The organism is Kribbella sp. NPDC051620 (genome assembly GCF_044453825.1).
Lineage (GTDB): Bacteria > Actinomycetota > Actinomycetes > Propionibacteriales > Kribbellaceae > Kribbella.
This window is the reverse complement of the sequence record NZ_JBITDB010000001.1, coordinates 263,936-288,398: the sequence shown is the minus strand read 5'-3', so window position 1 is coordinate 288,398 and position 24,463 is coordinate 263,936. Positions and strand designations below refer to the sequence as shown.

Annotated in this window: 21 protein-coding genes; 10 read left to right on the top strand and 11 right to left on the bottom strand. The window is 65.6% G+C overall.

All coding sequences use genetic code 11. From position 1 onward, the window contains the following. The first annotated feature begins 32 nt into the window (after positions 1-32). Both ACIA12_RS01315 and ACIA12_RS01310 read left to right on the top strand, forming a co-directional pair. Positions 33-1,526, top strand: coding sequence for an aldehyde dehydrogenase family protein (locus ACIA12_RS01315; RefSeq protein WP_396364793.1), 1,494 nt, complete (start codon positions 33-35; stop codon positions 1,524-1,526). Positions 1,527-1,992: 466 nt separating this feature from the next. Continuing rightward, the gene (locus ACIA12_RS01310; RefSeq protein ID WP_396364792.1) at positions 1,993-3,342 is read left to right on the top strand and encodes a hypothetical protein; all 1,350 of its coding nucleotides are present in this window, start codon (positions 1,993-1,995) and stop codon (positions 3,340-3,342) included. 121 nt (positions 3,343-3,463) lie between these two features. On the opposite strand, the gene ACIA12_RS01305 is transcribed toward ACIA12_RS01310, so the two are convergent. Beyond that, positions 3,464-4,426, bottom strand: coding sequence for a hypothetical protein (locus ACIA12_RS01305; RefSeq protein ID WP_396364791.1), 963 nt, complete (start codon positions 4,424-4,426; stop codon positions 3,464-3,466). A gap of 191 nt (positions 4,427-4,617) precedes the next feature. Beyond that, on the bottom strand, positions 4,618-5,166 hold the full coding sequence (locus ACIA12_RS01300; RefSeq protein ID WP_396364790.1) for a YbhB/YbcL family Raf kinase inhibitor-like protein: 549 nt from the start codon (positions 5,164-5,166) through the stop codon (positions 4,618-4,620). A 136-nt stretch (positions 5,167-5,302) separates the two neighbouring features. On the opposite strand from ACIA12_RS01300, the gene ACIA12_RS01295 reads away from it, so the two are divergent. After that, positions 5,303-5,974 carry a haloacid dehalogenase type II gene (locus tag ACIA12_RS01295; RefSeq protein WP_396364789.1) on the top strand — a complete coding sequence of 224 codons (672 nt, stop codon included), beginning with the start codon at positions 5,303-5,305 and terminating at the stop codon, positions 5,972-5,974. A 137-nt stretch (positions 5,975-6,111) separates the two neighbouring features. On the opposite strand, the gene ACIA12_RS01290 is transcribed toward ACIA12_RS01295, so the two are convergent. From ACIA12_RS01290 to ACIA12_RS01260, 7 genes are all read right to left on the bottom strand, one after another. Next, a complete protein-coding gene (locus ACIA12_RS01290) occupies positions 6,112-7,062 on the bottom strand; it encodes a glutaminase (protein WP_396364788.1) in 951 nt (316 codons plus the stop codon). Between the two features lie 22 nt (positions 7,063-7,084). After that, positions 7,085-8,032 carry an ABC transporter ATP-binding protein gene (locus tag ACIA12_RS01285; protein WP_396364787.1) on the bottom strand — a complete coding sequence of 316 codons (948 nt, stop codon included), beginning with the start codon at positions 8,030-8,032 and terminating at the stop codon, positions 7,085-7,087. Further along, positions 8,025-9,047, bottom strand: coding sequence for an ABC transporter ATP-binding protein (locus tag ACIA12_RS01280; protein ID WP_396364786.1), 1,023 nt, complete (start codon positions 9,045-9,047; stop codon positions 8,025-8,027). Before ACIA12_RS01280 ends, ACIA12_RS01285 begins: the two co-directional genes overlap by 8 nt. After that, entirely contained in the window at positions 9,044-9,940 is an 897-nt protein-coding gene (locus ACIA12_RS01275; protein WP_396366014.1) for an ABC transporter permease, read from the bottom strand. Before ACIA12_RS01275 ends, ACIA12_RS01280 begins: the two co-directional genes overlap by 4 nt. A 1-nt stretch (position 9,941) precedes the next feature. Next, positions 9,942-10,910, bottom strand: coding sequence for an ABC transporter permease (locus tag ACIA12_RS01270; protein WP_396364785.1), 969 nt, complete (start codon positions 10,908-10,910; stop codon positions 9,942-9,944). Between the two features lie 13 nt (positions 10,911-10,923). Then, positions 10,924-12,603 (bottom strand): ABC transporter substrate-binding protein, encoded by a 1,680-nt coding sequence (locus ACIA12_RS01265; protein ID WP_396364784.1) that lies wholly within the window; start codon positions 12,601-12,603, stop codon positions 10,924-10,926. 149 nt (positions 12,604-12,752) lie between these two features. Continuing rightward, positions 12,753-14,477 (bottom strand): PucR family transcriptional regulator, encoded by a 1,725-nt coding sequence (locus tag ACIA12_RS01260; RefSeq protein WP_396364783.1) that lies wholly within the window; start codon positions 14,475-14,477, stop codon positions 12,753-12,755. A gap of 176 nt (positions 14,478-14,653) precedes the next feature. Here ACIA12_RS01260 and ACIA12_RS01255 point away from each other — a divergent pair, with 176 nt between their 5' ends. The 6 genes from ACIA12_RS01255 to ACIA12_RS01230 all read left to right on the top strand — a co-directional run bounded on the left by ACIA12_RS01255 (position 14,654) and on the right by ACIA12_RS01230 (position 21,896). Further along, positions 14,654-15,535, top strand: a complete 882-nt coding sequence (locus ACIA12_RS01255; protein ID WP_396364782.1) for a GNAT family N-acetyltransferase — start codon at positions 14,654-14,656, stop codon at positions 15,533-15,535. Then, on the top strand, positions 15,532-16,941 hold the full coding sequence (locus ACIA12_RS01250; protein WP_396364781.1) for a serine hydrolase domain-containing protein: 1,410 nt from the start codon (positions 15,532-15,534) through the stop codon (positions 16,939-16,941). Before ACIA12_RS01255 ends, ACIA12_RS01250 begins: the two co-directional genes overlap by 4 nt. After that, the gene (locus ACIA12_RS01245; protein WP_396364780.1) at positions 16,938-18,074 is read left to right on the top strand and encodes a M20 family metallopeptidase; all 1,137 of its coding nucleotides are present in this window, start codon (positions 16,938-16,940) and stop codon (positions 18,072-18,074) included. The genes ACIA12_RS01250 and ACIA12_RS01245 overlap by 4 nt, the downstream gene beginning before the upstream one ends. Before the next feature lie 55 nt (positions 18,075-18,129). Then, complete coding sequence (gene menC, locus ACIA12_RS01240; RefSeq protein ID WP_396364779.1) at positions 18,130-19,236, top strand: o-succinylbenzoate synthase; 1,107 nt, start codon at positions 18,130-18,132, stop codon at positions 19,234-19,236. A gap of 132 nt (positions 19,237-19,368) precedes the next feature. Then, entirely contained in the window at positions 19,369-21,075 is a 1,707-nt protein-coding gene (locus tag ACIA12_RS01235) for a PucR family transcriptional regulator (RefSeq protein ID WP_396364778.1), read from the top strand. 14 nt (positions 21,076-21,089) lie between these two features. Next, entirely contained in the window at positions 21,090-21,896 is an 807-nt protein-coding gene (locus tag ACIA12_RS01230) for an alpha/beta fold hydrolase (protein WP_396364777.1), read from the top strand. Here the strand turns inward: ACIA12_RS01230 and ACIA12_RS01225 are convergent. Beyond that, positions 21,865-22,905 carry a 2Fe-2S iron-sulfur cluster-binding protein gene (locus ACIA12_RS01225; protein ID WP_396364776.1) on the bottom strand — a complete coding sequence of 347 codons (1,041 nt, stop codon included), beginning with the start codon at positions 22,903-22,905 and terminating at the stop codon, positions 21,865-21,867. The genes ACIA12_RS01230 and ACIA12_RS01225 overlap by 32 nt on opposite strands. Before the next feature lie 229 nt (positions 22,906-23,134). Here ACIA12_RS01225 and ACIA12_RS01220 point away from each other — a divergent pair, with 229 nt between their 5' ends. Beyond that, positions 23,135-24,037 carry an aromatic ring-hydroxylating dioxygenase subunit alpha gene (locus tag ACIA12_RS01220; protein ID WP_396364775.1) on the top strand — a complete coding sequence of 301 codons (903 nt, stop codon included), beginning with the start codon at positions 23,135-23,137 and terminating at the stop codon, positions 24,035-24,037. Here the strand turns inward: ACIA12_RS01220 and ACIA12_RS01215 are convergent. Continuing rightward, positions 24,032-24,364, bottom strand: a complete 333-nt coding sequence (locus ACIA12_RS01215; protein WP_396364774.1) for a hypothetical protein — start codon at positions 24,362-24,364, stop codon at positions 24,032-24,034. The two genes, ACIA12_RS01220 and ACIA12_RS01215, sit on opposite strands and share 6 nt — an antisense overlap. Positions 24,365-24,463: the final 99 nt, after the last annotated feature.

Here is a 24,463-nt window from a genome sequence, read left to right as displayed (position 1 = left end):
ACTCCCCCTTGCAGGAAGAAAGAGGCAGAATCATGACACTGGCCAGTGAGTCCCACACGAGCACTGCAACCCCGGTCCGAGCCTTCAAGCAGTTCATCGGAGGCGAGTGGGTCGACGCTGTCGGAGGCGCCACCTTCGAGTCGCTGAACCCGCTCGACGGCACCGTGTTCGCGACGGCCCCGGCGAGTACCCGCGCCGACACCGCAGCGGCCATCGCCGCAGCCCACGCAGCCCAACCCGGCTGGGCCGCCGTCTCTCCGGGCGACAAGCAGAAGCTCTTCCTGCGAGCCGCCGACCTGCTCGAGGAACGCGGTCCCGACCTCGTTGCCAGGCTGGCCGAAGAGACCGGAGCAGGCTTCGCGTTCTCCTGGTACCAGATCACCTGGTCGGCCCAGCTGCTGCGCCTGGCCTCCGGCTGGGTCTACGAGCCCAAAGGCAAGATCGTGCACACCGACTTCCCGCACACCGTCGCCACCACCGAACGCAAACCCCTCGGTGTCGTCGCGAGCATCACGCCGTGGAACGGCGCGAACCTGCTGGCCTGGCGGGCCGTCGTCGTTCCCCTCGCGGCCGGCAACACGGTTGTGGTCAAACCCTCGGAGGAGTCGCCGTACACCGCGGGCGTCGCCATCGCCGAAGTACTCCACGACGCCGGGTTCCCACCCGGCACGATCAATGTCGTGACGCACGCCGGCAAGGACGCGGCCGACGTGTCCGAGGAGTTCTACAGCAACCCGGCAGTTCGCTGCATCTTCTTCACCGGATCCGCGGCAACCGGGCGGAAGGTTGCCGCCAGCGCCGGCGCCGCCCTCAAGAAAAGCATCCTGGAACTCGGCGGCTACAACCACATCGTCGTACTCGACGACGCAGACCTGGACCACGCCGCCAAGATCGCCGCGTTCAGTTCGTTCTTCCACCAGGGTCAGGTCTGCATGGCGTCCAGCCGGATCCTCGTGCAGAGCAGCGTGTACGACGCCTTCCTCGAGAAGTTCAAGGCCGTCACCGAGACCCTCCCGATCGGCGACCCGGCCGACCAGAACACCATCGTGGGGCCCCTCATCAATGCCCGCGCTCTCCAAGGCGTCAAGGCGCGAGTCGCCTCAGCGGTTTCAGCCGGCGGCCGCATCGTGACCGGTGGCAATCACAACGGTCCCCTCTTCGAGCCCACCATCCTGGTCGACGTTCCTGACGACAACGATGCCTCGTGTGAAGAGACGTTCGGTCCGGTGACGGTCGTCCGTCCCGTCGAGACAGATGAAGAGGCCATCTCGCTAGCCAACGCCAGCCCGTACGGCTTGTCGTTTGCCGTAGTCACCGGCGACACGGCCCGCGGCAAGGCGATGACGTCCCGTATCGAGTGCGGCGCGGTCCACGTCAACACACCCACGATCAACGACGAGCCGCACCTGCCCAACGGCGGGATGAAGGGCAGCGGCTGGGGCCGTTCAGGCGTCGAAGCGCTCGACGACTTCACTGAGATTCAGTGGACTACGGTCGAGCTCGAGACCCGGGCTCTGCCCCTGTAGGTCCCGAGCGAAGAAGAGGTGGCCATCTGAACTCTATGTCGACATCCAGCTTGCCTTAAGCATCTGCCAGCCGACGTCCTGGCCCGGTACCAGGCCACCCTTGCAGCGCGGTTCGCTTCCTAGCCGCATAGAACTGGTCAAGTCGCTGGCAGTAGAGACCACGTCCCCGCTGCCGGTCGCGGCCTCGATGATCAGGCCGACCACGGTGTAGTTGGTGTAGCTCTGCCAGACCGGGCGTCCTACCGGAGAGAGTCATATTGTTGCTCAAGGCAAGCTGCTGGCATTGATCACCTGGACGGGTGAGGTTGCGTTACTGATAAGGCGATCCAGGTCCGCTTACCGCTCGATAACACTGGTCTGGGTTTCCGTAATGTCGAGTTAATGCCTTTGTCCGCAGAGTTCGCACTACGGTGGCGGAGCATCAGACGATGTGATCACCCTTTCCGCCTTCACCGAGGAGTATCACGTGCGAACTCAACAACGCCGGCGGGTGATCCGCGGCGGCCTGATCGGCCTGGCAGCGGTCACCACGCTCGCCTCAGCTCTCGCTGTCCAGGCGACGGCCTCCAGCTCGCCAGCCACCAAGAGCAGTGCCGCCACCGCCGGCGCACACACGGCCGGCGGCATCCTGCCGGCCAGCAAGATCATCCTGGCGAGTGCGGTCAAGGTCGACCTCACCAACGGCTTCGTCCGGCTGCCACTGCACCGCGGCGAGTTCAAGGGGCAGACCGTCTGGTACGTCCTGACCGAGGCCTCCGACCAGGGAGCCGCCGACGACCTCGGCCTCAACTACGCGCCGAAACTCGGCAACGCCTCGATCGGCTGCCCCGACTGTGTTCAGGACGTCACCCTGACCACTGCCGACGGCAACGTCTTCAACGAAGGCGTCGTGCACTTCCAAGGTATTCCCGACTTCAGCCCCACGCGGGTGCTGAAGGCCGGCCCGACCGGGTTCCCGCCCGCCGAGGCAACTCCCGGTGCGGTCGGCGGAGCGAAGTACAGTCCGTTCATCCGGATCGCCGGGTCGCAGACGGTCTACAACGCGCCGATCGTTGCGGTCGGCAACGGACCGTTCGATGTCGACCACCACACGAACACCGGCGACCGGGTACTGGCCGTTCACCCAGCCGCCAAGGCCACCGGGCCGGCGCAGTTCCATGGCGCCTCGGTCGATCTGCTGCTGGTCCGTGGCTTCGACTCCGGCAAGCGAATCCTGTACATCTCCACCGATGCGAGTGATGCGACCACCGCGGTGCTGGAGCGAGCCACCTACGTTCCCGCGCTCAACGGCACCGCCTTCGCCGGCGGCGACGACTTCCTGGGCAGCGTCCGAGAGCGGATCTTCCCCTTCGTCAACGGACAGACCGGCGCGGGCAACCCGAACGCTCAGGGCCTGTCGCACGTGATCCTGGACGGCCACGCCGCGGAGGACGCCTCACTGAAGAACAAGGCGCTGCTGCAGGCCCTGCTGAACAACGGTGACGCGCTCAACGTGCAGGGCGACTTCCCGACGCTGACCGAGAACAACCGCCGCGCCGCGTACAGCCCGCTGTGGGAGGCGCAGTTCGGACAGTGGACCCCGAAGGCGGTCAAGGCCGGCCTCAACACCCGGCAGACCGACGAGTTCCAGATCCTGAAGCTCGCGGCCCAGCGTCCCGACCTGCTGACCGGTCCTGGCGGCGCCGAATTCGGCAGCGTCAAGGCGCTGATCAACTGCCCGGTGATCGGCTTCGTCGACGAGGAGCCGAACGAGGACCTGATCGCTCCGGCGCCCGGCTCGGCGGTCGACTTCCCCGGCGCCTACTTCCAGGGCTGACCCGACCAGGATCTCCGGTGGGTTGCCGTCGCCACGACGGCAACCCACCCGCGCGCGTCCGGCGCTGCCCGGTGCAGCTCGCACGTTCAGACCATCGTCCGGCGCGCTACTTGCACGGAGATCAGAGCCAGCCCTGGCGACTGGCTTGCACGCCGAGCTGAAATCGGGTTTGAGCCCCGAGGATCTCCTGGAGACGGGTGATCCGCCGAGCCACAGTTCGCTGGCTGACGTCGAACTGGCGAGCCATGGCTTCATCAGTCAATCCGGCGCTCAGGTAGCTGAGTAGTCGCTTGGTCTCCTGGGTAGGCGCACCAGCCGTCTCATCGATCTCCGTGCCGCTGGTGATCGGCACGGCCATACGCCAGAACGCCTCGAAGGTGGCGAGCAATGCGGTGAGGAATGGCCCGGGACCGAGTGCGGCCGCCGCAATGTCGTCCCCTGCCGGCTCCGGCAGTCGAACACCGACGAGACCCCAGCGATTGTCAACGATCGTGAGGTTCACCGGAATTTCAGGAAACACCCTCGCCTCCTCACCTGCCTCGACACACATCTGCACCAAGCGAAGAGTCGCTGGATCCTGCAACACCTGGGTGCTGTAGATGACCCTGAAGGTGACGCCCCGCTCGAGCGCATCGAAAAGCCCTGCTGCGATCTTGGTGTCGTCCGAGACAAGCGTTCCGACCGACACGGCGCAAACCTCGCGCTCGGCCTCGCCCACCAGTCGGTCGATCTCGGCTCGCCAGGCTTGTGCGGACGGCAGGATTTCGGCTGCCGGTTGCCGCCCCACACCGCGCCTCCAGATCCGCGAGAGCGTAGCCACGCTGCTCCTGACCAGCTCGGCCTCCCGGAGGTGGCGCTGCGCAAGAGGTTCCAGCGCGAGTTGCGGAGGACGAGCAACGATTCTGCTGCCCTCAGTGTCGAGCAAGCCGATCTCCGCCAGCGCCGCCAGCGCCGTGTCGAGCTGGTCCGCCGCGACCAAACGGCACGCTGCCAGGTCAGCGCGAGAGGCTCCGCCCAGTTCGACGAGGTCGAGATAGGTCTGCTCCGCTAGCTCCGACAGACCCAGATCCTGCAGGGGGCGCATGGCATCTCCTGTCATCGTGGCTGGGCGTCCGGCTGTCTCGAATATCGCCGCAACGCGGGCATTCCTAAATGGCTGTCACCCCAAAGGTCGGGTTGAATCTCTGGAGCCCACCACAGTCGTAGGAAGCGGGTGAGGGCCGGCCCCTCCAGGTGGTCGACGGTCAGACTGCGACGTCCATCGACAGCCGGCGTCTACTGGCCGCCAGGGGTGGCTCGCCGGTAGGCGGCTACGACGGTAGCGGTGCCGATCACCGATGGTCCGGCTGCAGTGAGAACGGTGCGGGCAGGTGCTCCGTACGGCAGGTCGAGTGACCTCGACAGCGCAAGCAGCGTGAAGCGATAGTGATGAGTCTGACCGGACGGCGGGCACGGCCCGTTGTAGGTTGCTTCGCCAAGGTCGCTCAGCGCCTCCCGAGCCTCGTCGGGTTTGATGTGCTCCACGAGACCTGTCGAGCTCGCGGGGATCCTCCACTCGACCCAATGGATCAGCGGATCTCCCTGGGGACTCGTCTTGTCCTCGTCCACCATCGACAACACCAACTCGACGGTGCCACCGGGCACATGCCGAAACGCCAGGGGCGGCGAGTAGTCGCCCGCACCGTCACAGGTCATGCGCGGATCGAAACTGCCGTCGGCGTGAAACCCATCGCCTCGCAGGACGGCGAACTCCCCGTCGTCAGGAGGCGATGCACTCGTGGGGGACGCGTCGTTCGAGCAGCCTGCAACACCGAGGAACATCATGGCAAAGAGCATGGGTAGCTGTAGTCGGGGCACAGAGCCACGCTAGTCGCCGCTGCCCTGACCCGACCCTTACGAATCACGAACCGCACAAGGCATTGCGTGCCTCCGAACGACAGCGAGTGATGTACTCATCCCTGTGACCCAGGTACTTGCTTTCGACGTCAACGAGACATTGCTGGACCTCAGGGCTCTGGACAGGCCGTTCGAAGAACTCTTCGGTACGCCGGCCACACGGCCGCTGTGGTTCGCCCAGATGTTGCAACTGTCCTTCGTCGGCGGCCTCACCGGCTCATACGTCGACTTCACTACGGCCCAACGCGCCGCCCTGCGAATGCTCGCACAACGCCAGAACACAACGCTCACCGACCAACAGATCGACCAGACCGTCGCATTGATGACCTCCTTGCCGCCGCACCCCGAGGTGCCCGCGGCGCTGGCCAGACTCGCCGACACACTGCCCCTGGTCGCTTTGACCAACTCGGTCCAGAATGTTGCCGAAGCACAACTGAGAAACGCAGGCATTCACCACCTGTTCGACCGCGTCATGTCCGCAGACACGGTGCGCCACCTCAAACCCGCACCGCAGCCGTACCGCGCAGTCGCCGAAGCCTTCGACGTACCGATCGGCGAAGTCCGCCTGATCGCAGCCCACGCCTGGGACGTCACCGGCGCCCTCGAAGCCGGCTGCCGAGCGGCCTTCCTCCGCCGACCCGGAATGGTCCCCAGCCCGATCGGTCCCCAGCCGGATCTCACCGCCGACGACCTCACCCAACTTGCCGACCTGATCATCCAACGCGACATCGGCTGACAGAGGCAGGGGCTCGGTTACCGAAGGCCTTGTCGACGTCAGCCGCAGGATCATGGAGACCTGGAACCTGTTGCTCCTGGCAAGGATGCTGAAGGACGCGGGTGGAATCCGGTACACAGGCCTGACGCCACGGGACCTCAGAAGACGGACAGTCCGGACGCTGTCGTGAACGCGTCGAGAGCGGCGACGCCTGCGACCGAGTTGCCTGCGCGATCGAGTCGAGGGCTCCAGGCGCAGATGGCCGCGTGCCCCGGCACGATCGCGAGCACGCCTCCGCCGACGCCACTCTTGCCAGGCAGACCGACGCGGTAGGCGAAGTCTCCGGCCGCGTCGTAGGTGCCGCAGGTCAACAGCACAGAATTCAGCCGCTTGGCCTGCCTGGGTGAGAGGAGGTGGCCGCCATCGCGTCGTACCCCCTGGCGGGCCAGAAAGCTGCTTGCGAGCACGAGGTCACGGCAGCTCGCCTCGATCGCGCACTGGGCATAGTAGTGCGTGAGAACGGTGTCGACGTCATGGACAAGATTTCCGTGGCCCGCAATGAGATGTCCGAGCGCCGCGTTGCGATGCCCGTGTTGTGCTTCTGACGCAGCGACTGCCGGGTTGGTGTCGAGGCCGGCGTTGCCGGCCTGTGAACAGATCAGCCGTCGGACCGTCTCGCTCGCGTCGCCGGTCAGTTCCTGCAGACGGTCGGTCACGACGATCGCGCCCGCGTTGATCATCGGGTTCCGTGGGCGCCCGTTCTCGGCCTCAAGCTGAGTCAGGGAATTGAATGGACTGCCCGACGGTTCCCGACCGACCCGTTCCCAGATTGCCTCCCCGTCCAACGACATGACCAAGGCCAGCGCAAAGAGCTTCGAAAGGCTCTGAATCGAGAAGGGCTCCTCGGCCGCCCCAATCGTGTAGATATCCCCATCAACAGTCGCCACGGCCATACCGAAAGAGTCTGCGTCAACGAGCGCCAGAGCTGGAATGTGGTGGGCAACAGTTCCGACGCCGGCGACCGAACTGGCCGCCTCCGCCGACCGGGCGAGAACCTCCTGATAGCGAATCGGCGCCGACAGCGCCCGCCTGCGATAGGCAACGGCCACCTGTTGTCACCCCCTTTCATTGTCAAAGCTCGGTCTCCTTCCCCGCGTCGTGTCCCGGGGTGGTACCTCCAACCGGCCTGTCGCGATGTGGCACGGGCAGGGTCGAAAGAAGCTGGCGAGTGTAGGGGTGGTCAGCGCGGCCGTAGAACCGTTCGACCGGGCCGAACTCGACAATCTCGCCTCTCAGGGCCACTGCGATGTGACTTGAGATGTAGCGCACCGCTGCCAAGTCGTGGGAGATGAAGACTGCCGAGAAACCTCTCTCGGCCTGCAGGTCGTGGATCAGGTTCAGCACCTGGGTCTGGACCGATGCGTCGAGGGCGGTCACGGCCTCGTCGAAGACGATCAGGTCCGGGGAGGTGATCATCGCGCGGGCGATCGCGACCCGCTGGCGTTGACCACCGGAGAGCTCATGTGGACGCCGATCGGCGAACGACTCGTCGAGCCCGACCAGCGTGAGCATCTCCATGGCCGCAGCGCGGCGGTCCTCTCGACGCGCCGCACCGGTGACGGCGAGTGGCTCAGCCAACGAACGCCAGACCCGCAGCGCGGGATTGAGCGACCAGTCCGGATTCTGCAGGACCACCTGCAGTCGTCCCTTCAACCGGCGGAACGCTCCTGGACCTCGCAGCGGGAGCCCGTCGAAGAGCACGGTTCCCTCGGCGGGCCTGATCAGACCGAGCATCACCCGACCGAGGGTCGTCTTCCCAGAACCAGACTCGCCGACTATGCCCACGGTTTGACCGTGTCCGACGTCCAGCGATACGTGGTCAAGCGCCCGTACCGCCTGCGCGCGGCGGCCGCGGCCGGCGAACTCGACGGACACATCGCGAATCGAGATCAGCGGCTCGGCTTCGGGTGCGGCAGTCACGTCGGGGCGCCGACCCCCGAGACCTCGAGGTTCACCGCCGACGTCGCCGTCCCCGTCAGCACCCACCTCGTCCACGCTCACGAACTGCGGATCACGCATCGTCATCTCCCACGCCGGTGGCAACACTTTGTACCCGGTGACAGCAGGCCTTTCGCCCGGCATCCGTCGGCAAAGGCTCCAAGGTCGGTCTGGTCGACCAGCAAACGTCGACCACATGTGGACAGCGGCCGGCGAACGCGCAACCACGGACCGGCCCCCTCATCACTGGAGGGGTGCCGCCGATCGCTTCCAGCCGTTCACCGTATCGCTCCTCGCCGGGCAGCGCTGTGACGAGCGCCTGGGTGTACGGATGCTTCGGATCGACCAGCACCGCGTCGGCCGGTCCGAACTCGACGACCCGTCCGCCGTACATCACCGCGACGTGCGTCGCGTACTTCTCGACCGCATGAAGATCGTGCGTGAGCAGCATCAGTGCGCACTGCTCGGCGGCACATCGTTCGATCAGCAGATCCAGGATCTGGCCCCGCAACGTTGCGTCCACGGCCGCTGTGGGCTCGTCGGCGATCAAGAGTTGAGGACGCCGGAGCAGCGCGATGGCGATACCAACCCGCTGAGCCATGCCGCCGGACAGCTCGTGCGGGAACGACTCCAGAACCCGCTTCACGTCCCGGAGCCCGACCTGCGCGAGCGCATCCTGGGCTGACATGCTGGCCCGGGGCGCGGCGAGTGTCACCTGCGCGCGGATGCGCATCGTCGGGTCCAACGCCGCGATCGGATTCTGGAAGATGAAGCCCAGTACGTCGCGTCGCGTGCGTCGGACGGTCGGACCGTCCGCAGTGAACATGTCGACCCCTCCGACCCTGAGCGAGCCCCCCGCCAGTTCCGAGTTCCCGGGCAGCAACCGCCCGACCGCCAGGCCCAGCGTGCTCTTCCCGGATCCACTCTCGCCGACGACGGCCACGATCTGGCTGCGCCTTACCTCCAGCGTCGCTGAGTCCAGGGCTCTGATCCTCGAGTCCCGGCCCAACCGGTAGTCGACGGCGAGTTCGCTGGACTGCAGGAGCAGGTCCGCGTCGTCCACATGCGTGTTCAGGTTCACTTCTCGGCCTGTCATCGTCGGGTTTCAACACCTCGGACATCCAGCCGGTCACGGAGACCGTCACCGACCAGGTTGACGGACATGATGATCAACGCCAGCAGAACTCCCGGCGCGAGGACCAACCAGGGCGCGATCGGCAGGTACCGCGATCCCTCGTTGACCAGTGAGCCCAGCGAGGCCGCCGGCGGCTGGAGCCCGAGGCCCAGGAAGCTCAGACCACTCTCGATCAGCATGCCGAGACAGAGCGCGTACGTCCCCTGGACGACCGCCGTCCCCGCAACGCTCGGCAGAACGTGAACGAGCAGAATGCGTGCGTGCCCGGCTCCGCCGACCCGAGCAGCCACGATGAAGTCGCGGCTGACGACGCCGATACCGGCGGCCCTGACCACGCGGACCATCAACGGGCTGCAGATCAAGGCGATGCTGATCACGACCCCCTTCCCGCCGGGACCGACCACTGCGACGATCAGAATCGCCAACAGAATTGTGGGGAACGAGAACAGCACGTCCGCCGCTCGGGTGATGACCTCACCGGCCCTCCTGAAGTAGGCGGCCAGCACACCGAGCAAGCTGCTGACCAGCACCGTCAGCAACACTGCGATGCCGGCAACCAGCAGGGTCGTCCGGACGCCCTGAGCCAGGCGGGGAAGCTCCGACCGCCCCAGCGAATCGGTCCCGGCCAGGAAGTTCCCAGACGGGGCTCCGAGCCGCGGTCCGACGTCGATCGCGTCGGGGGCGCCGATCGGAAGGAAATGTCCGAAGACCGCTGTCGAGACGAAGAAGATGAGCATGATCAGCGCAATCCGTGCGAGCACGTCGTCGGCGAACGGAATCCGCACCCCGCGCCGCTGCCGGGCAGGTGCAGCCTGGTCAGCAGCGTTCACGGCTGATTGCTTCGGCTCCGACATCTCACTCACCACCCTCCACCACCTTGACGACCCGGGGGTCGAGAACGCCGTACAGGAAGTCGGCCAGCAGATTGAAGAAGATGAAGGCGGCGGCGGAGATCAGCACGATCCCTTGGACCACCGGGTAGTTTCGCTGGCCGACGTTCGACAGAACGGCCTGCCCGATTCCCGGAAGCGAGAACAGTTGCTCTACGACGACTGCTCCGCCGAAGAGATAGCCGATATACGAGGCGAGCACAGTCACCAGCGGTATCCCGATGTTTCGCAGCAGATGATGGCGAACGATGTGCGGTACCGACTCGCCGCGTGCGACCGCGGCGGCCACGTGCGGCGAGCTCAGCACCGTCGAAACCGCGTCACGACCTGTACGGACGACAATCGCGAGCCCAAAGCTTCCCAGCGTCAGCACGGGCAGTGCCATCGACCTCAGATTGGCAACCGGGTCCTCGAGGAACGGAACGTAGCCGCCCACCGGAAGGCCGAGACTGTACGTCGAGAAGGCGTAGACCAGGATGCTTCCGACGACGAAGTCCGGAGTGCTCATCGCCAGTGCCCCGCTGAACCGGCTCATCCCGCGGGTCGCCTCCCCCTTCGCCATCCCGGCAGCGATCGCCAGCGGCACACCGATCACGATCACGAAGAGCGTCGTCAGGACCGCGAGTTCGGCCGTGACGGGGATCCATTGCCTGACCAAGGTCGAGACCGGAGTCTCGTCACCCAAACTGTGTCCGAGGTCGCCGGTCGCCACCTGCTGGAGCCAGTGCCAGAACTGCACCGGCAGTGGCGAATCCAGGCCGTACTTCTCGATGACGTTCTGCTTCAGCTGCTCCGACGCCGTCGGGCTGACGACGGCGTCGGCGTACCCGCCCGGCACCAGGTGGATTGCCAGGAAGACGAGCACCGAAACCAGCAGGAGCGTGCTCAAACCGGTAGCAACCCGCCCCACCAGGTACCGGGCGATTTCCTTCATGGGTTTCCGATCTCTACTTGGCGCTGTACTGGGGCATACCACGAAGCGGAACGCTGTACCCTTCGACCTTGCCGATCTCGGCCACGATCTTGTCATTGCGATAGGCAACGAATCGGGCCTTGATCACCAGCGGGATGACGTTGGCGTTCTGCGCGATCCGCTGGCAGACCTGGTCCAGGAGCTTGTTCCTGTCCGGCCCGGCCGGCACCGCCTGGGCTTTGCCGATCAGACTGTCCAGCGCCGGGTCCTCGACCTGGTATCCCTTGGCGTACGGCGCGGTGGTGTTGCTGAAGTTGCCGAGAATCATCGTGGGGTCGGCGTAGTTGCCGCTGTAGCTGATCGTGAAGTCGAAGTCCGACGGCGGGCCGCTGTAGATTCGCTTGCTCCACGGGCCGTTCTCGATCTGCTCGATCTTGACCTTCAGACCTGACTTCTCCACGTCCTGCTTGAGCACCTGAGCGATGTCCACCCCGCCGCCGACACCCGACGGGACCAGGATTGTGACGCTCTTGCCAGTCGCGCCCGCGGCACTGACCAGGTCGCGAGCCTTGGCGGTGTCGGTCTGACCGAACGGAACCGAGCTCGGGTCGCACACCCCGAAGTTCGGCACGATCGCGGCGGTCGGCGCACCGACCCCGGCCAGGGCGAGATTCGCGATATTCGCCCGATTGATGCTCAGGGCAAGCGCCTCACGGACCCTGCGGTCGGCAAAGATCGAGCTCTTCGCGTTCACATCCAGCCGAAAATAGAGATTCTGGTTCTGATCGACCGTCGTGACGGTGTTCGTGCCCTGGAGCAGCTTGATCGTGTCAGGCTGGTCGAACGTCGTGATCTGGGCCGTTCCGGCCTTCAGCGCGGCGATCCGGGCAGCAACCTCCGGCATGATCTTGATGTCGATCTCGGCCGCCTTGGGTTGCGGTCCCCAGTAGTCGGGATTGCGCTTCAGCCGCCACGACTGGCCCTTCACATGATTCACCACCACGTAGGGCCCAGTACCGATCAGTTCCTTCTCCGGGTCGAACGCCCCCGACTGAAGTTCCTTCATCGGCAGGATCGCCACCATCGGCATCGCGAGCGCCACCAGGAAGGTGGAGTTGGGCTTCGCGAGCGTCACCCGCACCTGGTCGGTCCCGACCGCGGCCGCGGACTTCACGTTCAGGCGGCCCGCCCAGCTCGTAGCCAGCTTCGGGTCCATGATCCGCTTCAGGGAGTCGATCACGTCGTTCACCGTCAGCAGGCGCCCGTTCGAGAATTTCACCCCGGGCCTGATGTCGAACAGGTACTGGGTCGGTGACTCCTGCACCCATTTCGTGGCGAGCGCCGGCACCACCCGCTGTGCGGTGTCCAGGGTCACGAGGTTGTTGTACACAAGGTTGTACATCTCCCAGTCGGCATCATTGCCGCCGGCATCTACGTGCGGATCCGTCGAGATCGTGTCCGCCGGCTTCGCCCACGAGAGGATCGATAGTGCGCCACTGGCTTGGCCGCTCCCGCCGGACGCGGCCGACCCGCTCGAGCAGCCGGCCACCAATGTCGTTGTCAGGGCGACCGCGACCACGACCGCGTTTCTGCGCCGCCACGCTGAACCCCAGCGCCGGTCCGACGGAGTGAGTCTCCACCGTTGCCTACATTGCCTCATGACTCTTGTCCTCCAGTCGACCGGGATGGTGATCTTGCGCCATTGAACCCCCACACCATGTGGCTCGGCGTCGTGTGACTGACGGATCTGTCTGTGTTCTGCTTGTGCATCCGCACAAGCGGTCGGTGCACGGAAACGAGGTGCCTGACGGGTTGCATGCGGCAGAAACTTGCTGCCGGCATCGACAGCGCGAAGCGCTGTTTCTACGACGACGCCTTACCGTCTTGGTCGCGTCTCAGCACTGAGGGGTGCCTCTGGCTTCGGCTCTGGTCCAAATATCCCGAGCGGGCGCCGACACGAAGCTCGAGCATCGCCGCGAGGCGCGCATCTGGGTCGGCAAGATCGATCTGACCGACCGTCGAGATCCTGGTGATGCGATAGCGGAGCGTATTGCGATGAACGCCGAGTGCCTCCGACGCGGAGGTGACATCCCCGAAGGAGTTGAGCCAGACCACAAAAGTCTGCAGAAGGTCACCTCCGTGCTCGGCGTCGTACTCCGCCAAGCGAGCCACGGCCGCACTGAGCGGACCGCCGTGGGCTATCGCGATGTCCTGCAGGTCGAGCAGCACCGAATCGAAGTGGATGTCCGCAAGACGCGCCACCCGGAGGCCGGGCCGTTGTGCGGTACGGAGCACTCTGAGCACCCGATCGGCTGTGATGCGTGCACTGGTGAGTTCCGAGGCATGCTCTGCCACAGATCCCACCGCGATCAGGGTCGGTGCACGCCGGCCGAGTCGGTCAAGGAAGTCCTTTGCGATCCTGACCGCACGCTCCTCGCCGGCGACACCATGCCGACTGGTGGGAACGAGGGCGTAGGAAACGGTCCCCAGGCGCGCCGAGGCACATCTGGGATCCATCGCACTGAGATGCAGAGCGAAGGCATCGTCGACCCGCCTTCGCTCGGTCTCCAGGCTCGCCATCCCGCCGACGGACGGCTCGGCGGCGGACGCATCGACGACCTCCAGGGCAAGAACGACCAAGGGCTTGTCGCGCAGGCCGAGCTGGGTGAGTGCTTCGAGCGCCTCAGGTCCGCCGGCAATAGCGGTTGCGACCAGATCGGTGCGCATCCGCCGGTCGACGTTCGCACTCGCGCGCATGTGTAACAGGTGTAGAGCAACCACCTTCGCCGCCTGCGCAAGGGCCTCGGATCGCGCATCGCTGAGCGGCTCACGGACAGCCGCCCAGATCGATCCCAGCACCTCGTCGCCGGCCCGTACGGCAATGGCGACCCGGGGCAGGCGGGACAGGCCTACGTCCGGACCGATCCAGATCGACTTTTCGTCGCGGTACAAGGCACGAAATATGCCGTGCTCCACCAGTGACTGCGTGACCCGTTCGGGGACCTGTCGCCCCAGGATGGTCTCTACCCGTTCCTCATCGGCCTCGTCCTGCCGCGCGGAGAACGCAAGCAGTCGCGAACTGCGGTCCTCGATGGTCACCGGTGCATCCAGCAGCCCGCTGATGGCGTTGGCGAGCGCAAACAAGTCCCCTGACTTGAGGCCATAGGGGTCAGCTGTTTCATCGTGCCCCAGGGCGACGGAACCTTCTGCCAGCAACGAGCGCAGGATTCCCACCAGCTGCGACCACGACGCACCGCGGGACAACCCGAGAACGGCAAGCCCGGTGCGGTCGACCACATCGGTCAGTCCGGCGCTCAGCCGCACCGGCGACCTCAGGACCAGCGCCGCCGCGCCACGATCGCCCATCAGTTCGGCAATCCTGACGATGTCGTCGTCGTGAATACCGATCCCGAGAACCACCGCACCGGAGGCAAGGTCCGGTTCGTCGAACGGATCGTAGATGGCGATGCCACCGATGCGGCCGGAGTGTTCGATGTCTCCCGCGACCGGGTGGAGCAGGGTCGTGCCCAGGTCGTCCAGAATCCGCGCCAGGGTGACCTGTGGGCGCGGGTCCGACGTGGTGGTCACCACCGAACTTTATTGCGAACGGCCTCGCCTGGCGTTGTTCGAATGCCCTATCTACTGGTTCGGCATTCGTCATTTCGCACAGACGGCGAGGTGGCGGGCAACTGTGACAAAGCGACGACCGCCGGCTCGTGCGAACCGACGATGACACCGGCGCAACCCGCCGTGAGCATGGGTTCGTGACCGAACTGCATCTGCCGCCCAGCGCAGCCGTGGCGAGTCGGCTGGCCGCCGGCGACGCCGCTGTCACGGCCGGAGTCGACATCCGCCCCCTGACCTCGTTGCACGACCTCGACCGTGCCTATCGGCTGTTCGACGCCATCTGGAATCCAGAACCGAGTGAACCCCCGGTGACCACCGGCCTCCTGCGAGCACTCGTGAAGGCCGGCAACTACGTCGCCGGCGCATTCGACGGCGACGTGCTGGTCGGTGCCTGCATGGGGTTCTTCAGCGAGCCGCGCACAGAGGCGCTGCACAGTCACATCACCGGCGTCGCGGAGAGTGCGCGCGGCCGGAACGTCGGGCTGGCACTCAAGGTGCACCAACGTGCCTGGGCGATGGAGCGTGGGATCTCGTCCATTCACTGGACCTTCGATCCGCTGGTCCGGCGCAACGCCTACTTCAACCTGACCAAGCTCGGAGCGGTCGCCAGCGAATATCTGTCGAACTTCTACGGCACGATGCGTGACAGTCTCAACAGCGGCCAGGACAGTGATCGCCTCCTGGTTCGCTGGGAGCTGGCCTCATGGACGCCCGAGGCAGGTTCACGAATCAACGCCGATCCGAGCGATGGCCAGACAGCGGGCGCGCCGTTCGCCTTGTCGCAATCGCAGACCGGGCGCCCCAAGCTCGGTGATCTCGCAGCTGCGCAGGTTCTGGTAGCCGTGCCTGCTGACATCGACAAGCTGCGGATCGTGGATCCGAGGGCGGTGGGCGAGTGGCGGATGGCAGTCCGCGAGGTGCTGGGAACTTTGATGGCCGAGGGCGCCCGCGTCATCGGATTCGACCGGACCGGCTACTACGTCGTCGACAGAACCGGCAGCGGAAGGAAGCCCCGGTGAGAGATCAGGAGCCTCCGCGGATCGACGAGGCGCAGTGGCAGCGAAGACTGTCGGAGCTCGCTGCCAAGCACCAGGTGCCAGGTGCGACTCTCGGCATCCTGCGCGTCCTGCCGGGCGCGGAGGACGAGCTGGTCCAAGCGGCTACCGGCGTACTGAACAAGGAGACCGGCGTCGAGGCGACGACGGATTCGCTCTTCCAGATCGGTTCGATCACCAAGGTCTGGACGGCCACCCTTGCCGTCCAACTGACCGACGAGGGCTCGTTCGACCTCGATGCCCCGATCATCCACGTGCTGCCGGAACTCCAGCTGTCGGACTCCGAGGTAGCCAAGCAGCTGACCATGCGCCACCTGCTGACCCACACCAGTGGAATCGACGGGGACATCTTCACCGACACCGGCCGCGGAGACGAGTGCCTGGACAAGTACGTGGGACTTCTCGCCGACGCTGCCCAGAACCATCCGCTCGCCGCGACCTGGTCCTACTGCAATTCGGGATTCTCACTCGCCGGACGCGTGATCGAGAAGGTAACCGGTGATACCTGGGATCAGGCCCTGCGCAGTCGTCTGATCGAACCCCTCGGCTTGCGCCACACTGTGACCTTGCCGGAGGAGGCGTTGCTGTACCGCGCGGCCGTTGGCCACCAGGCAGAAGGCGGTCGGGAACCTGTACGGGCTGCGGTCTGGGGCCTGCCACGCGCTATCGGGCCGGCCGGTCTGATCACGTCGACGGTCGCCGATGTGCTGGCCTTCGCACGCCTTCACCTGACCTGTGGGATGACATCGGCCCAAACCCGCCTACTCAGTGAGGAAGCGGTCAGTGAGATGGCTGCCAACCAGGTCGACCTACCGGACACGCACACGGCCGGCGACTCCTGGGGCTTGGGCTGGGCTCGGCACGACTGGGACGGTCATCGGCTCATCGGCCATGACGGCAACACCATCGGTCAGGCCGCCTTCCTTCGGGTGCTCCCCGAGCAGGGGATGGCCGTCGCTCTGCTGACCAATGGCGGCAACACCCGTGATCTGTACGAAGACCTGTACCGGGAGATCTTCCGCGAGCTGGCCGGAATCACCATGCCACTGCCCCTGGCTCCTCCGGCGATCCTGCCCGAGGTCGACGCGACCCGTCACGTCGGACGCTACGAGCGGAGCAGCAGTCTTCTGGAGGTGCGCACCCGGGACGGACATCTGAGCCTACGCATTACCACTACCGGCCCGCTGGCCGAGACCATGCCCGAGCCGACTCGGTCGTACGACCTGATCCCGGTCGACGACACCGGCGACCTCTTCGTCATTCGACCGCCCGAATCACTGACCTGGCTTCCGGTCATGTTCTTCTCCCTCGCCACAGGTGAGCGCTACCTGCACTTCGGGGTCCGCGCAACGCCGAAGGCCGGTCGATGATCGGCACAGACATCACAGACAGGCTGCCGACGATGCTTGCGGACCTGGAAGACCTCGTGACCTGCGAGTCGCCGTCCTCCGATCTCGCCGCAGTCGCCGCAAGTGCCGATCGCGTCGCCCGGGTGGGGACAGCACGACTCGGGGCTGCGCCGGAGTACGTCGTGATCGAGGGACGGACACACCTACGCTGGCGGCTCGGCAACGGACCGTCACCCATCCTGTTGCTCGGGCACCACGACACCGTCTGGCCGATCGGGTCCCTCGCCAGGCATCCGTTCAGCCACGACGATGGTGTCGTTCGAGGGCCGGGCTGCTTCGACATGAAGGCCGGGCTGGTGATGGCGTTCCATGCCGTGGCTGCGCTGTCCGACAGGTCAAGTGTCACCCTGCTGATCACCGGCGACGAGGAGCTGGGATCGCCGTCGTCACGCGAGCTGATCGAAGCCGAAGCCGCCGGTTGCGTAGCCGCGCTGCTCCTGGAGGCGTCGGGCGACGGTGGTGCCCTGAAGGTCGAACGTAAGGGCGTCTCCAACTATGAGCTACGTATCCGCGGGCGTGCGGCGCACGCCGGCCTCGAGCCCGAACTCGGCGTGAACGCGTCCGTCGAGGCAGCCCACCAGATCCTCCGTATCAACGAACTGGGCAACGCCGACCACGGAACAACAGTCACCCCGACGCACCTGACAGCCGGGACGACACAGAACACCGTCCCCGGCGAGGCCGCGCTCCTGGTAGATGTCAGGGTGCGCGATCTGACCGAGCAGCAACGGATCGACGCCGCTCTGCGGGACCTACGTCCGGTACTGACCGATGCGGAGCTCAACCTTCTGGGCGGCCCCAACCGTCCACCGCTGACACGCGCAGCCTCCGACCAACTCTTCCGTCGCGCGTCGAAGCTGGCAGCGAAACTCGGACTCCCACGGTTGCGTGCAGCATCGGTCGGGGGCGGGTCCGACGGCAACTTCACCGCCGGAATCGGCACACCGACGCTTGACGGTCTCGGTGCGGTCGGGGGCGGTGCACACGGAGATGACGAACACGTTGTTGTCGCAATGCTGCTGCCACGAACCGCCTTGCTCACGGCTCTGATTGCTGACCTCGCCCATCCGGTCGACGCGGCGGGCACGCCGTGACCGCACAACCGCCGTGGCTCTCCAACTTGCCATCGTCCCAGGAAGGACCCTCGTCATGAAGCTCACCGGAGTCGAGCTGCACCGGATCGAGATGCCGTTGGTGGCGCCGTTCCGGACGTCGTTCGGAACCCAGACCACGCGCACCTCGTTGCTGGTGCGCGCCGTCGGCACCGACTCCGAGGGATGGGGTGAATGCGTGGCCATGGCCGATCCGTTGTACTCGTCAGAGTATGTCGATGGCGCCGCAGACGTGCTGCGCCGCTTCTTCGTCCCCGCCCTGGCAGCGGTCGAGCGGCTCGATGCGGCTGCCGTCGGCCCGGCGCTTGTCAGGTTCCATGGCCATCGGATGGCGAAGGCGGCGCTCGAGACCGCAGTACTGGATGCCGAGCTCCGCGCCGGCAACCGGTCCCTGAGCCGAGAGCTTGGCGCCGTCCATGATCGAGTGCCCGCCGGGGTCTCGGTCGGCATCATGGCCTCGGTGCCGCAGCTGCTCGAGGCCGTCGGCAACTACCTCGACGAGGGTTACCTCCGGATCAAGCTGAAGATCGAGCCGGGGTGGGACATCGAGCCGGTCACCGCCGTCCGCGAGCGCTTCGGCGACGACGTGCTCCTGCAGGTCGATGCCAACACCGCCTACACCGTCGCCGACGCGCGGCATCTGGCCCGCCTCGATCCCTTCGACCTCCTGCTGATCGAGCAACCCCTGGACGAAGAGGACGTGCTCGGGCATGCGGAGCTTGCCCGCCAGATCCGGACGCCGGTCTGTCTGGACGAATCGATCACCTCGGCCCGCGCCGCCGCGGCAGCGATCCGCCTCGGTGCCTGCTCGATCATCAACGTCAAGCCTGGCCGGGTCGGGGGCTACCTCGAGGCTCGCCGGATCCACGACGTGTGCGTGGCTCACGGAGTGCCCGTCTGGTGTGGCGGAATGCTGGAGACCGGCCTGGGCCGAGCGGCGAACGTAGCGCTGGCCGCCCTCCCCGGCTTCACCTTGCCGGGCGACACCTCCGCCTCGAGCCGCTATTACCAGACCGACATCACGGCCCCGTTCACGTTGATCGATGGCCACCTCCAGGTGCCGACTGGACCGGGTATCGGCGTGGAGCCCCTGCAGGCCGAGCTCGATGCGGTGACCACGAGCGTGGAACGGCTCGCCGTCTGACTCTCGGGACGGCCCGTCACGTTATATGCTTTAGTGTTGACGGCCGTCACCTATGCGCAATACATTGGACGTGATTGGTGTTCGGCCGACTCGCGGCCGCGCCCGAGGTTCGGTTGAACTGGTGGTCGTATCGTGCGCTCGCTATCCGCTGTCGCTCAAGCACCCCTGGCTGACTTCGGCCGTGTGTTCGAGGCGACCGAGGGCGACCGCCCGCGCGCAACCCTGAGCCGGGTCCTCGACGCCCTTGGTACGACGCTTCTGAGCGTTGCTCACGGCGAACCGGCTGGAGCGACGCAGATCGACGGCGTGGTGATCTACGACCCTGTCGACGAGCCCGACCTACCCAGAGGTGCCATCGTGCTCGGGGTCTCCGCCCTCGGTGACGAGTCGATCGCCGCGGCGCTTCACGACCTTGGCACAAGAGGCGCATCGGCGCTTGTCGTGAGAGCACCTGTGTCTGACAACGAAGTCCTCGCCAAGGCGGCCAACAGATCCGGGGTTGCAGTTCTCGGACTCACGCCCGGAGCATCATGGACCCGACTCGTGGTCATGCTCCGAACTGTGCTTGCTTCCGACGCCGTGGAGCAGATCGACCAGCGTGCAACTGACGTGGTCGAACGCGGCGACCTTTTCACGGTCGCCAACGCTGTCTCTGTCCTACTCGGTGCCCCCATCACGATCGAGGATCGGTCCTCTCGCGTCCTCGCGTTCTCAGGTCGCCAGGACGAGGCCGACAGCCAGTGGGTGGCGTCGGTTCTCGATCGGCAGGTACCAAGACAAACCACTCAGCGGTATCTGCAGCAAGGTGTCTTCAAACAGGTCTACCAGGCCGACACGCCCGTCTGGGTCGACTCACAACAGGCCGGTCCCGATCAGCTGCCGCGCGTCGCAATCGCGGTCCGTGCTGGTGACGAGATTCTCGGCTCGATCTGGGCCTTGCTCCCCGTTCGACCAACAGCAGAGCAATCGCGGGCGCTCACCGAGGGCGCGAATGTGGCAGCCCTTCACCTGATGCGACTCAGAAATGGTCTGGACGTCGACCGCCAGGCGCAATCCGACCTGGTACGAGCTGCCCTCGACGGAGGGGCCGAGGCGCGACAGGCGATGACCCGCCTCGGCCTGTCCGACCAGCGCGTGGTACTGCTCGGCCTCGAGGTTCTGGAGCGAGCGGTTGACGGAAGTAACCTCACCGATGCCGCTTCCATCGAGGCCGAGCGCCAGCACCTCAGTGACGCGTTCGCGCTCCATCTGAGATCCCTGGATCGACGCAGTGCCTGCGCGGTGGTCGGCGGTGTCACCTACGGCCTGATGCCCAGTACACGCGAGGGCATTGAGGCCGAGCAGCGCGCCGTCGAGATCGTTGACGAATTCCTGGCTCGTACCCGGCGCTTTCGCGCGGTCGCCGGCATCGGTCCAGTAGCGAGGACACCGGCCGAACTGGTTTCGTCGCGGGCAACCGTCAGTCGCGTACTTCGAGTGCTTCGCGGCGGTGGCGGCGAGGGACGCCGAGCGGCGACTCTGCCACAAGTACAACTCGAAGAGTTGTTGCTCGATCTCGGTGACCTCGCCGCCGCACGCGGAGACCGCGCAAACGGGCCGGTGGCCGAGCTGATCGCCTATGACAGCACGCACAAGTCGATGTTGTTCGATTCGATCTCCGCGTGGTTCGACGCATTCGGAGACGTCGCGGCGGCGGCGTCGTCGTTGTCCGTACATCCGAACACCCTGCGCTATCGGCTGAATCGCATCAGCACCATCTGCGATCTCGACCTGGCCGATCCGGACACACGCCTGGGACTGATGGTTCAGTTGCGGATGGCAAGGTTCTGTTCCGACTAGGTTGGCGAGGCCAGATGCCCTACATCGATCACACCGACGGTCGTCTCTTCTTCGCCGAGCACGGCGAAGGCGCGCTCACACTCGTGCTGCTGCACGGACTTGGATCCGACTCGAACGACTGGAGTTGGGTGGTACCGGAGCTCGCAGCGCGATACCGCGTCGTGGCCTTGGACCTTCCCGGACATGGGCACTCAACTGCCGGGAGGAGTCATACTCTCGCCGATGCCGCGAGCGCCGTCCTTGCCCTGGCCGAACATTTGGGATGTGACCGGTTCGTCCCAGTTGGCCACTCGTTGGGCGGCGCCGTCGCCGCGCGACTGGCCGTGCAACACCCAGACCGAGTACAAGCGGTCGTCGAAGTTGATCCTGCCTATGCGCTGCCGGCAGTCGTGGTCGGCGCGTGGAACGCGGAACGTACACAGAGCCAACGCAAGTCGGCGAAGCTCCCTGACGCCCTTCTCACCGCACCGACGATGTCCCCGTCCTTGCGGATCAGACTGGCCAACTGCGTCGACGCCATGGACCCCTCAGTCTTCTGGGACTACTACGACGGACTGGCGTCCGGCCCGGAAGAAATGTTCGTGTCTTCACCCGAGGCCGAGGCGTATCTACGTCGCCGAACGTGTCCAGTCCTTGCGATCCACTCCCTGCGTGGACGAGCACAGTGGGAGACAGCGCTGTTCACCGATCCGGCCTCGCGCGCAATCGAATGGGAAGGTTCTTCGCACTACCTGCACATCGAGCGGCACCGGGAACTCGCAGTGGTCCTGTCGGCCTGGCTCGACGAGGTCAGGAGTAGGTCACTCGGACCACATCAGTGACCGGCCGAGCCTGACAGGCGAGGCGGGTGCCATCCTCCAAGTCGCTCTCGTCAAGGATGTCGTTGTTCGCCATCGCGACCTCACCGTCGAGCAGGGTCACGGCGCAGGCGGAGCACTCCCCCTCGCGACACGAGTAGGGCACCTTGATGCCTTTGCTTTCCATGTGCTCGACCAACGTCGTGTCTCGCCGCCAATCGTCGAATACATGCACCGTGCCGTCCAGTTCGACCTCAAGTCTCACCAAATCCGGCGTCGCCACCGGTCCCGTGGCTGACCGCTGCACCAGGCCTGGCGCGGGCAGCAGCTCGGTCGACCCGAAAGGATTGGCCTTCAATGACACGAAAGTCTCGTGCCTACGACGATCCTTCGGAATACCCAACGCAGCCAGGGCACCCAACGCCATCGACATGAAGGGCGTCGGACCGCAGCAGTACGCATGCCAGCTGGTCTTGCCCATCGAGAAGGCTTCGATGTCCGCCGGCCCCGGCAGACCGTGCGTGTTCTCCAACCAATGCACGACGCGGAACCGCTCGGGACAACGCTCAGCCAATTCGTCGATCTCTCGGCCGAAGATCACCGAATGCTCGTCCCTGTTGGCGTAGAACAGCGCGATCCGGCCCGAGCCGGCAGCAACAGCCGACCGAAGAATAGACATGACCGGCGTGATGCCGCTTCCACCGGCGAGCAACAGCAGATCGGCGTCGAGCGAGGTCGGCGTGAAAGTGCCCGCGGGTGGCAGTACCCGAATGACAGTTCCCGGCTGAACGTTGTCACACAGCCAGTTCGACGCGTAGCCGCCGGCTGTCCGTTTGACAGTGACGGTCAGCGGGCCACCGTCCCGAGGACTACTGGATAGCGAGTAGCACCGCGCAACCACCCCACACTGATCGCTTGGCACCGCCAGGGTGAGGAATTGCCCGGGAGCATGAACGAACCGTCGATCAAGGCCGACGGGAACCTCGAAGGAGATCGAGCGGGCGTCGGGCGTCTCATCGACGACGTCGATCACCTTCAGCTCGTAAGACGCACCTGCCACGGCTTTCCTTTCGGTGAGGAACCGCAATTCGGAACCCGGCAGCGACGCCCGCCACGAACGACGAAAAGCGTTGCTTTATTGACGGTAATCGAGCTGCCGGTGATTTTGTGGGGGCCGGGGACGGGTCTGGAGAAGGGCCAAGCCCACCCTCAGAGGTTTGTTACCAGGGACAACGAAATTCGCTCGGCGGTCCGTTAGGTTCGTGGTCAACCGGACCAACACCGACGAGGGGCGGGTCGCCATGAGCGAGTACCACGACAACTGCGACCTCGATGGACATTTCGATCGGCACTGGATCGCCGTCGCCCGAACGTCAGAACTGGTCGGCAAGGGCGTTTTCGTCACTTTCAACGTGGGCGCCGACCCGATTGTCGTCATCCGTAACGGGACCGGCGAGCTGAAGGCACACCTGAATGTCTGCCGTCATCGAGGCAGCCAAATCCTCGAAGGCACCGGCCTGGTGAAATCCATCATGTGCCCTTACCACGGCTGGATGTATTCGCTTGACGGCGAACTGCGCGGCGCGCCCGAGATGAAATACACCGAGCGTTTCGACAAATCAGAGTTCCCTCTGATCAGCTTCCAGGCGACCGAATGGGCCGGCTTCGCCATGGTCGCGATCGATCCTGCCGACCCGGTCCCGTCGAACGGCGGCCTGGATCCGGCACTCGTCGACGAACTCGCGGTGTCCTCATCGGCCGCCCGGTGGATGTCGACCGCCGGCGGACGGTGGTACGAGGTACTGGCCGAGATCGCCGAGCGTACTTCCTCACGGTGGACCATGTCGTCCGACGGTGACGGGCTGGTCGGCGACCCCGTGGACACCGGGGGGCGGTCTCCTCGGCTACTGCGGCCGAACCTGCTTCTCGTGCCGCACGCCGAGGCGTGGATCGCCCTGACTGCGCTTCCCGGCCCTGGTGCCGACACCATGCTGATCGGCAACTGCCTGGTTCAAGAGGGGCTGGCCACCGAAGCAGCCGCATCGCTGGTCGCTCTCAGCAAGGCCATCACCACGCCGAACCCGGCCGCCCGCGGAGGTACCGAACTGTCGGAGCAGCTTCGATCCTGGGTTACGACTGACCGCAAAGCCACGCTCTCCTCATAGTGGGCCGAGGTCATGGTCATCGACATCAACGGGACCCTGCTCGGTGCGCTCGAGCTCGTCTACGAGCAGTCCCGACCAGAGGTCAGGGGTCTGTGGAGAGAGCACGTGGATCCCTACCTGCGAATCCGAGCGGACAACCGTCCCGACCTTGGTGATTGGGAGCGTCCCTGGCTGGGGCTCGAAGTCGTCCCGATCCGCTATCTCGACCACACTCAGGAGTTCCGGCACGGCGGTCCCTTCCGACAGGAGCCGGGCCTGCTCCACGATCGGCCCGATGCCCGTCTCGCTGCCATGGATGCCGACGGTGTCGAGGTTGTCGTACTCCATCCGGCATCGTTCGCTGGTCCGGCAGCCGCCCTCTCGAACACCCGCCTCGGGTGCGGCCTCCTCGCCGGCTACAACCGTTACCTCGGAACGTACTGCCGA

Coding starts and splice junctions, on each gene's coding strand:
- ACIA12_RS01315 (WP_396364793.1), top strand. CDS start 33: ATGACACTGGCCAGTGAGTCCCACACGAGCACTGCAACCCCGGTCCGA.
- ACIA12_RS01305 (WP_396364791.1), bottom strand. CDS start 4,426: ATGCGCCCCCTGCAGGATCTGGGTCTGTCGGAGCTAGCGGAGCAGACC.
- ACIA12_RS01300 (WP_396364790.1), bottom strand. CDS start 5,166: ATGATGTTCCTCGGTGTTGCAGGCTGCTCGAACGACGCGTCCCCCACG.
- ACIA12_RS01285 (WP_396364787.1), bottom strand. CDS start 8,032: ATGCGTGATCCGCAGTTCGTGAGCGTGGACGAGGTGGGTGCTGACGGG.
- ACIA12_RS01280 (WP_396364786.1), bottom strand. CDS start 9,047: ATGACAGGCCGAGAAGTGAACCTGAACACGCATGTGGACGACGCGGAC.
- ACIA12_RS01275 (WP_396366014.1), bottom strand. CDS start 9,940: ATGTCGGAGCCGAAGCAATCAGCCGTGAACGCTGCTGACCAGGCTGCA.
- ACIA12_RS01270 (WP_396364785.1), bottom strand. CDS start 10,910: ATGAAGGAAATCGCCCGGTACCTGGTGGGGCGGGTTGCTACCGGTTTG.
- ACIA12_RS01245 (WP_396364780.1), top strand. CDS start 16,938: ATGATCGGCACAGACATCACAGACAGGCTGCCGACGATGCTTGCGGAC.
- menC (WP_396364779.1), top strand. CDS start 18,130: ATGAAGCTCACCGGAGTCGAGCTGCACCGGATCGAGATGCCGTTGGTG.
- ACIA12_RS01230 (WP_396364777.1), top strand. CDS start 21,090: ATGCCCTACATCGATCACACCGACGGTCGTCTCTTCTTCGCCGAGCAC.
- ACIA12_RS01215 (WP_396364774.1), bottom strand. CDS start 24,364: ATGGAGTACGACAACCTCGACACCGTCGGCATCCATGGCAGCGAGACG.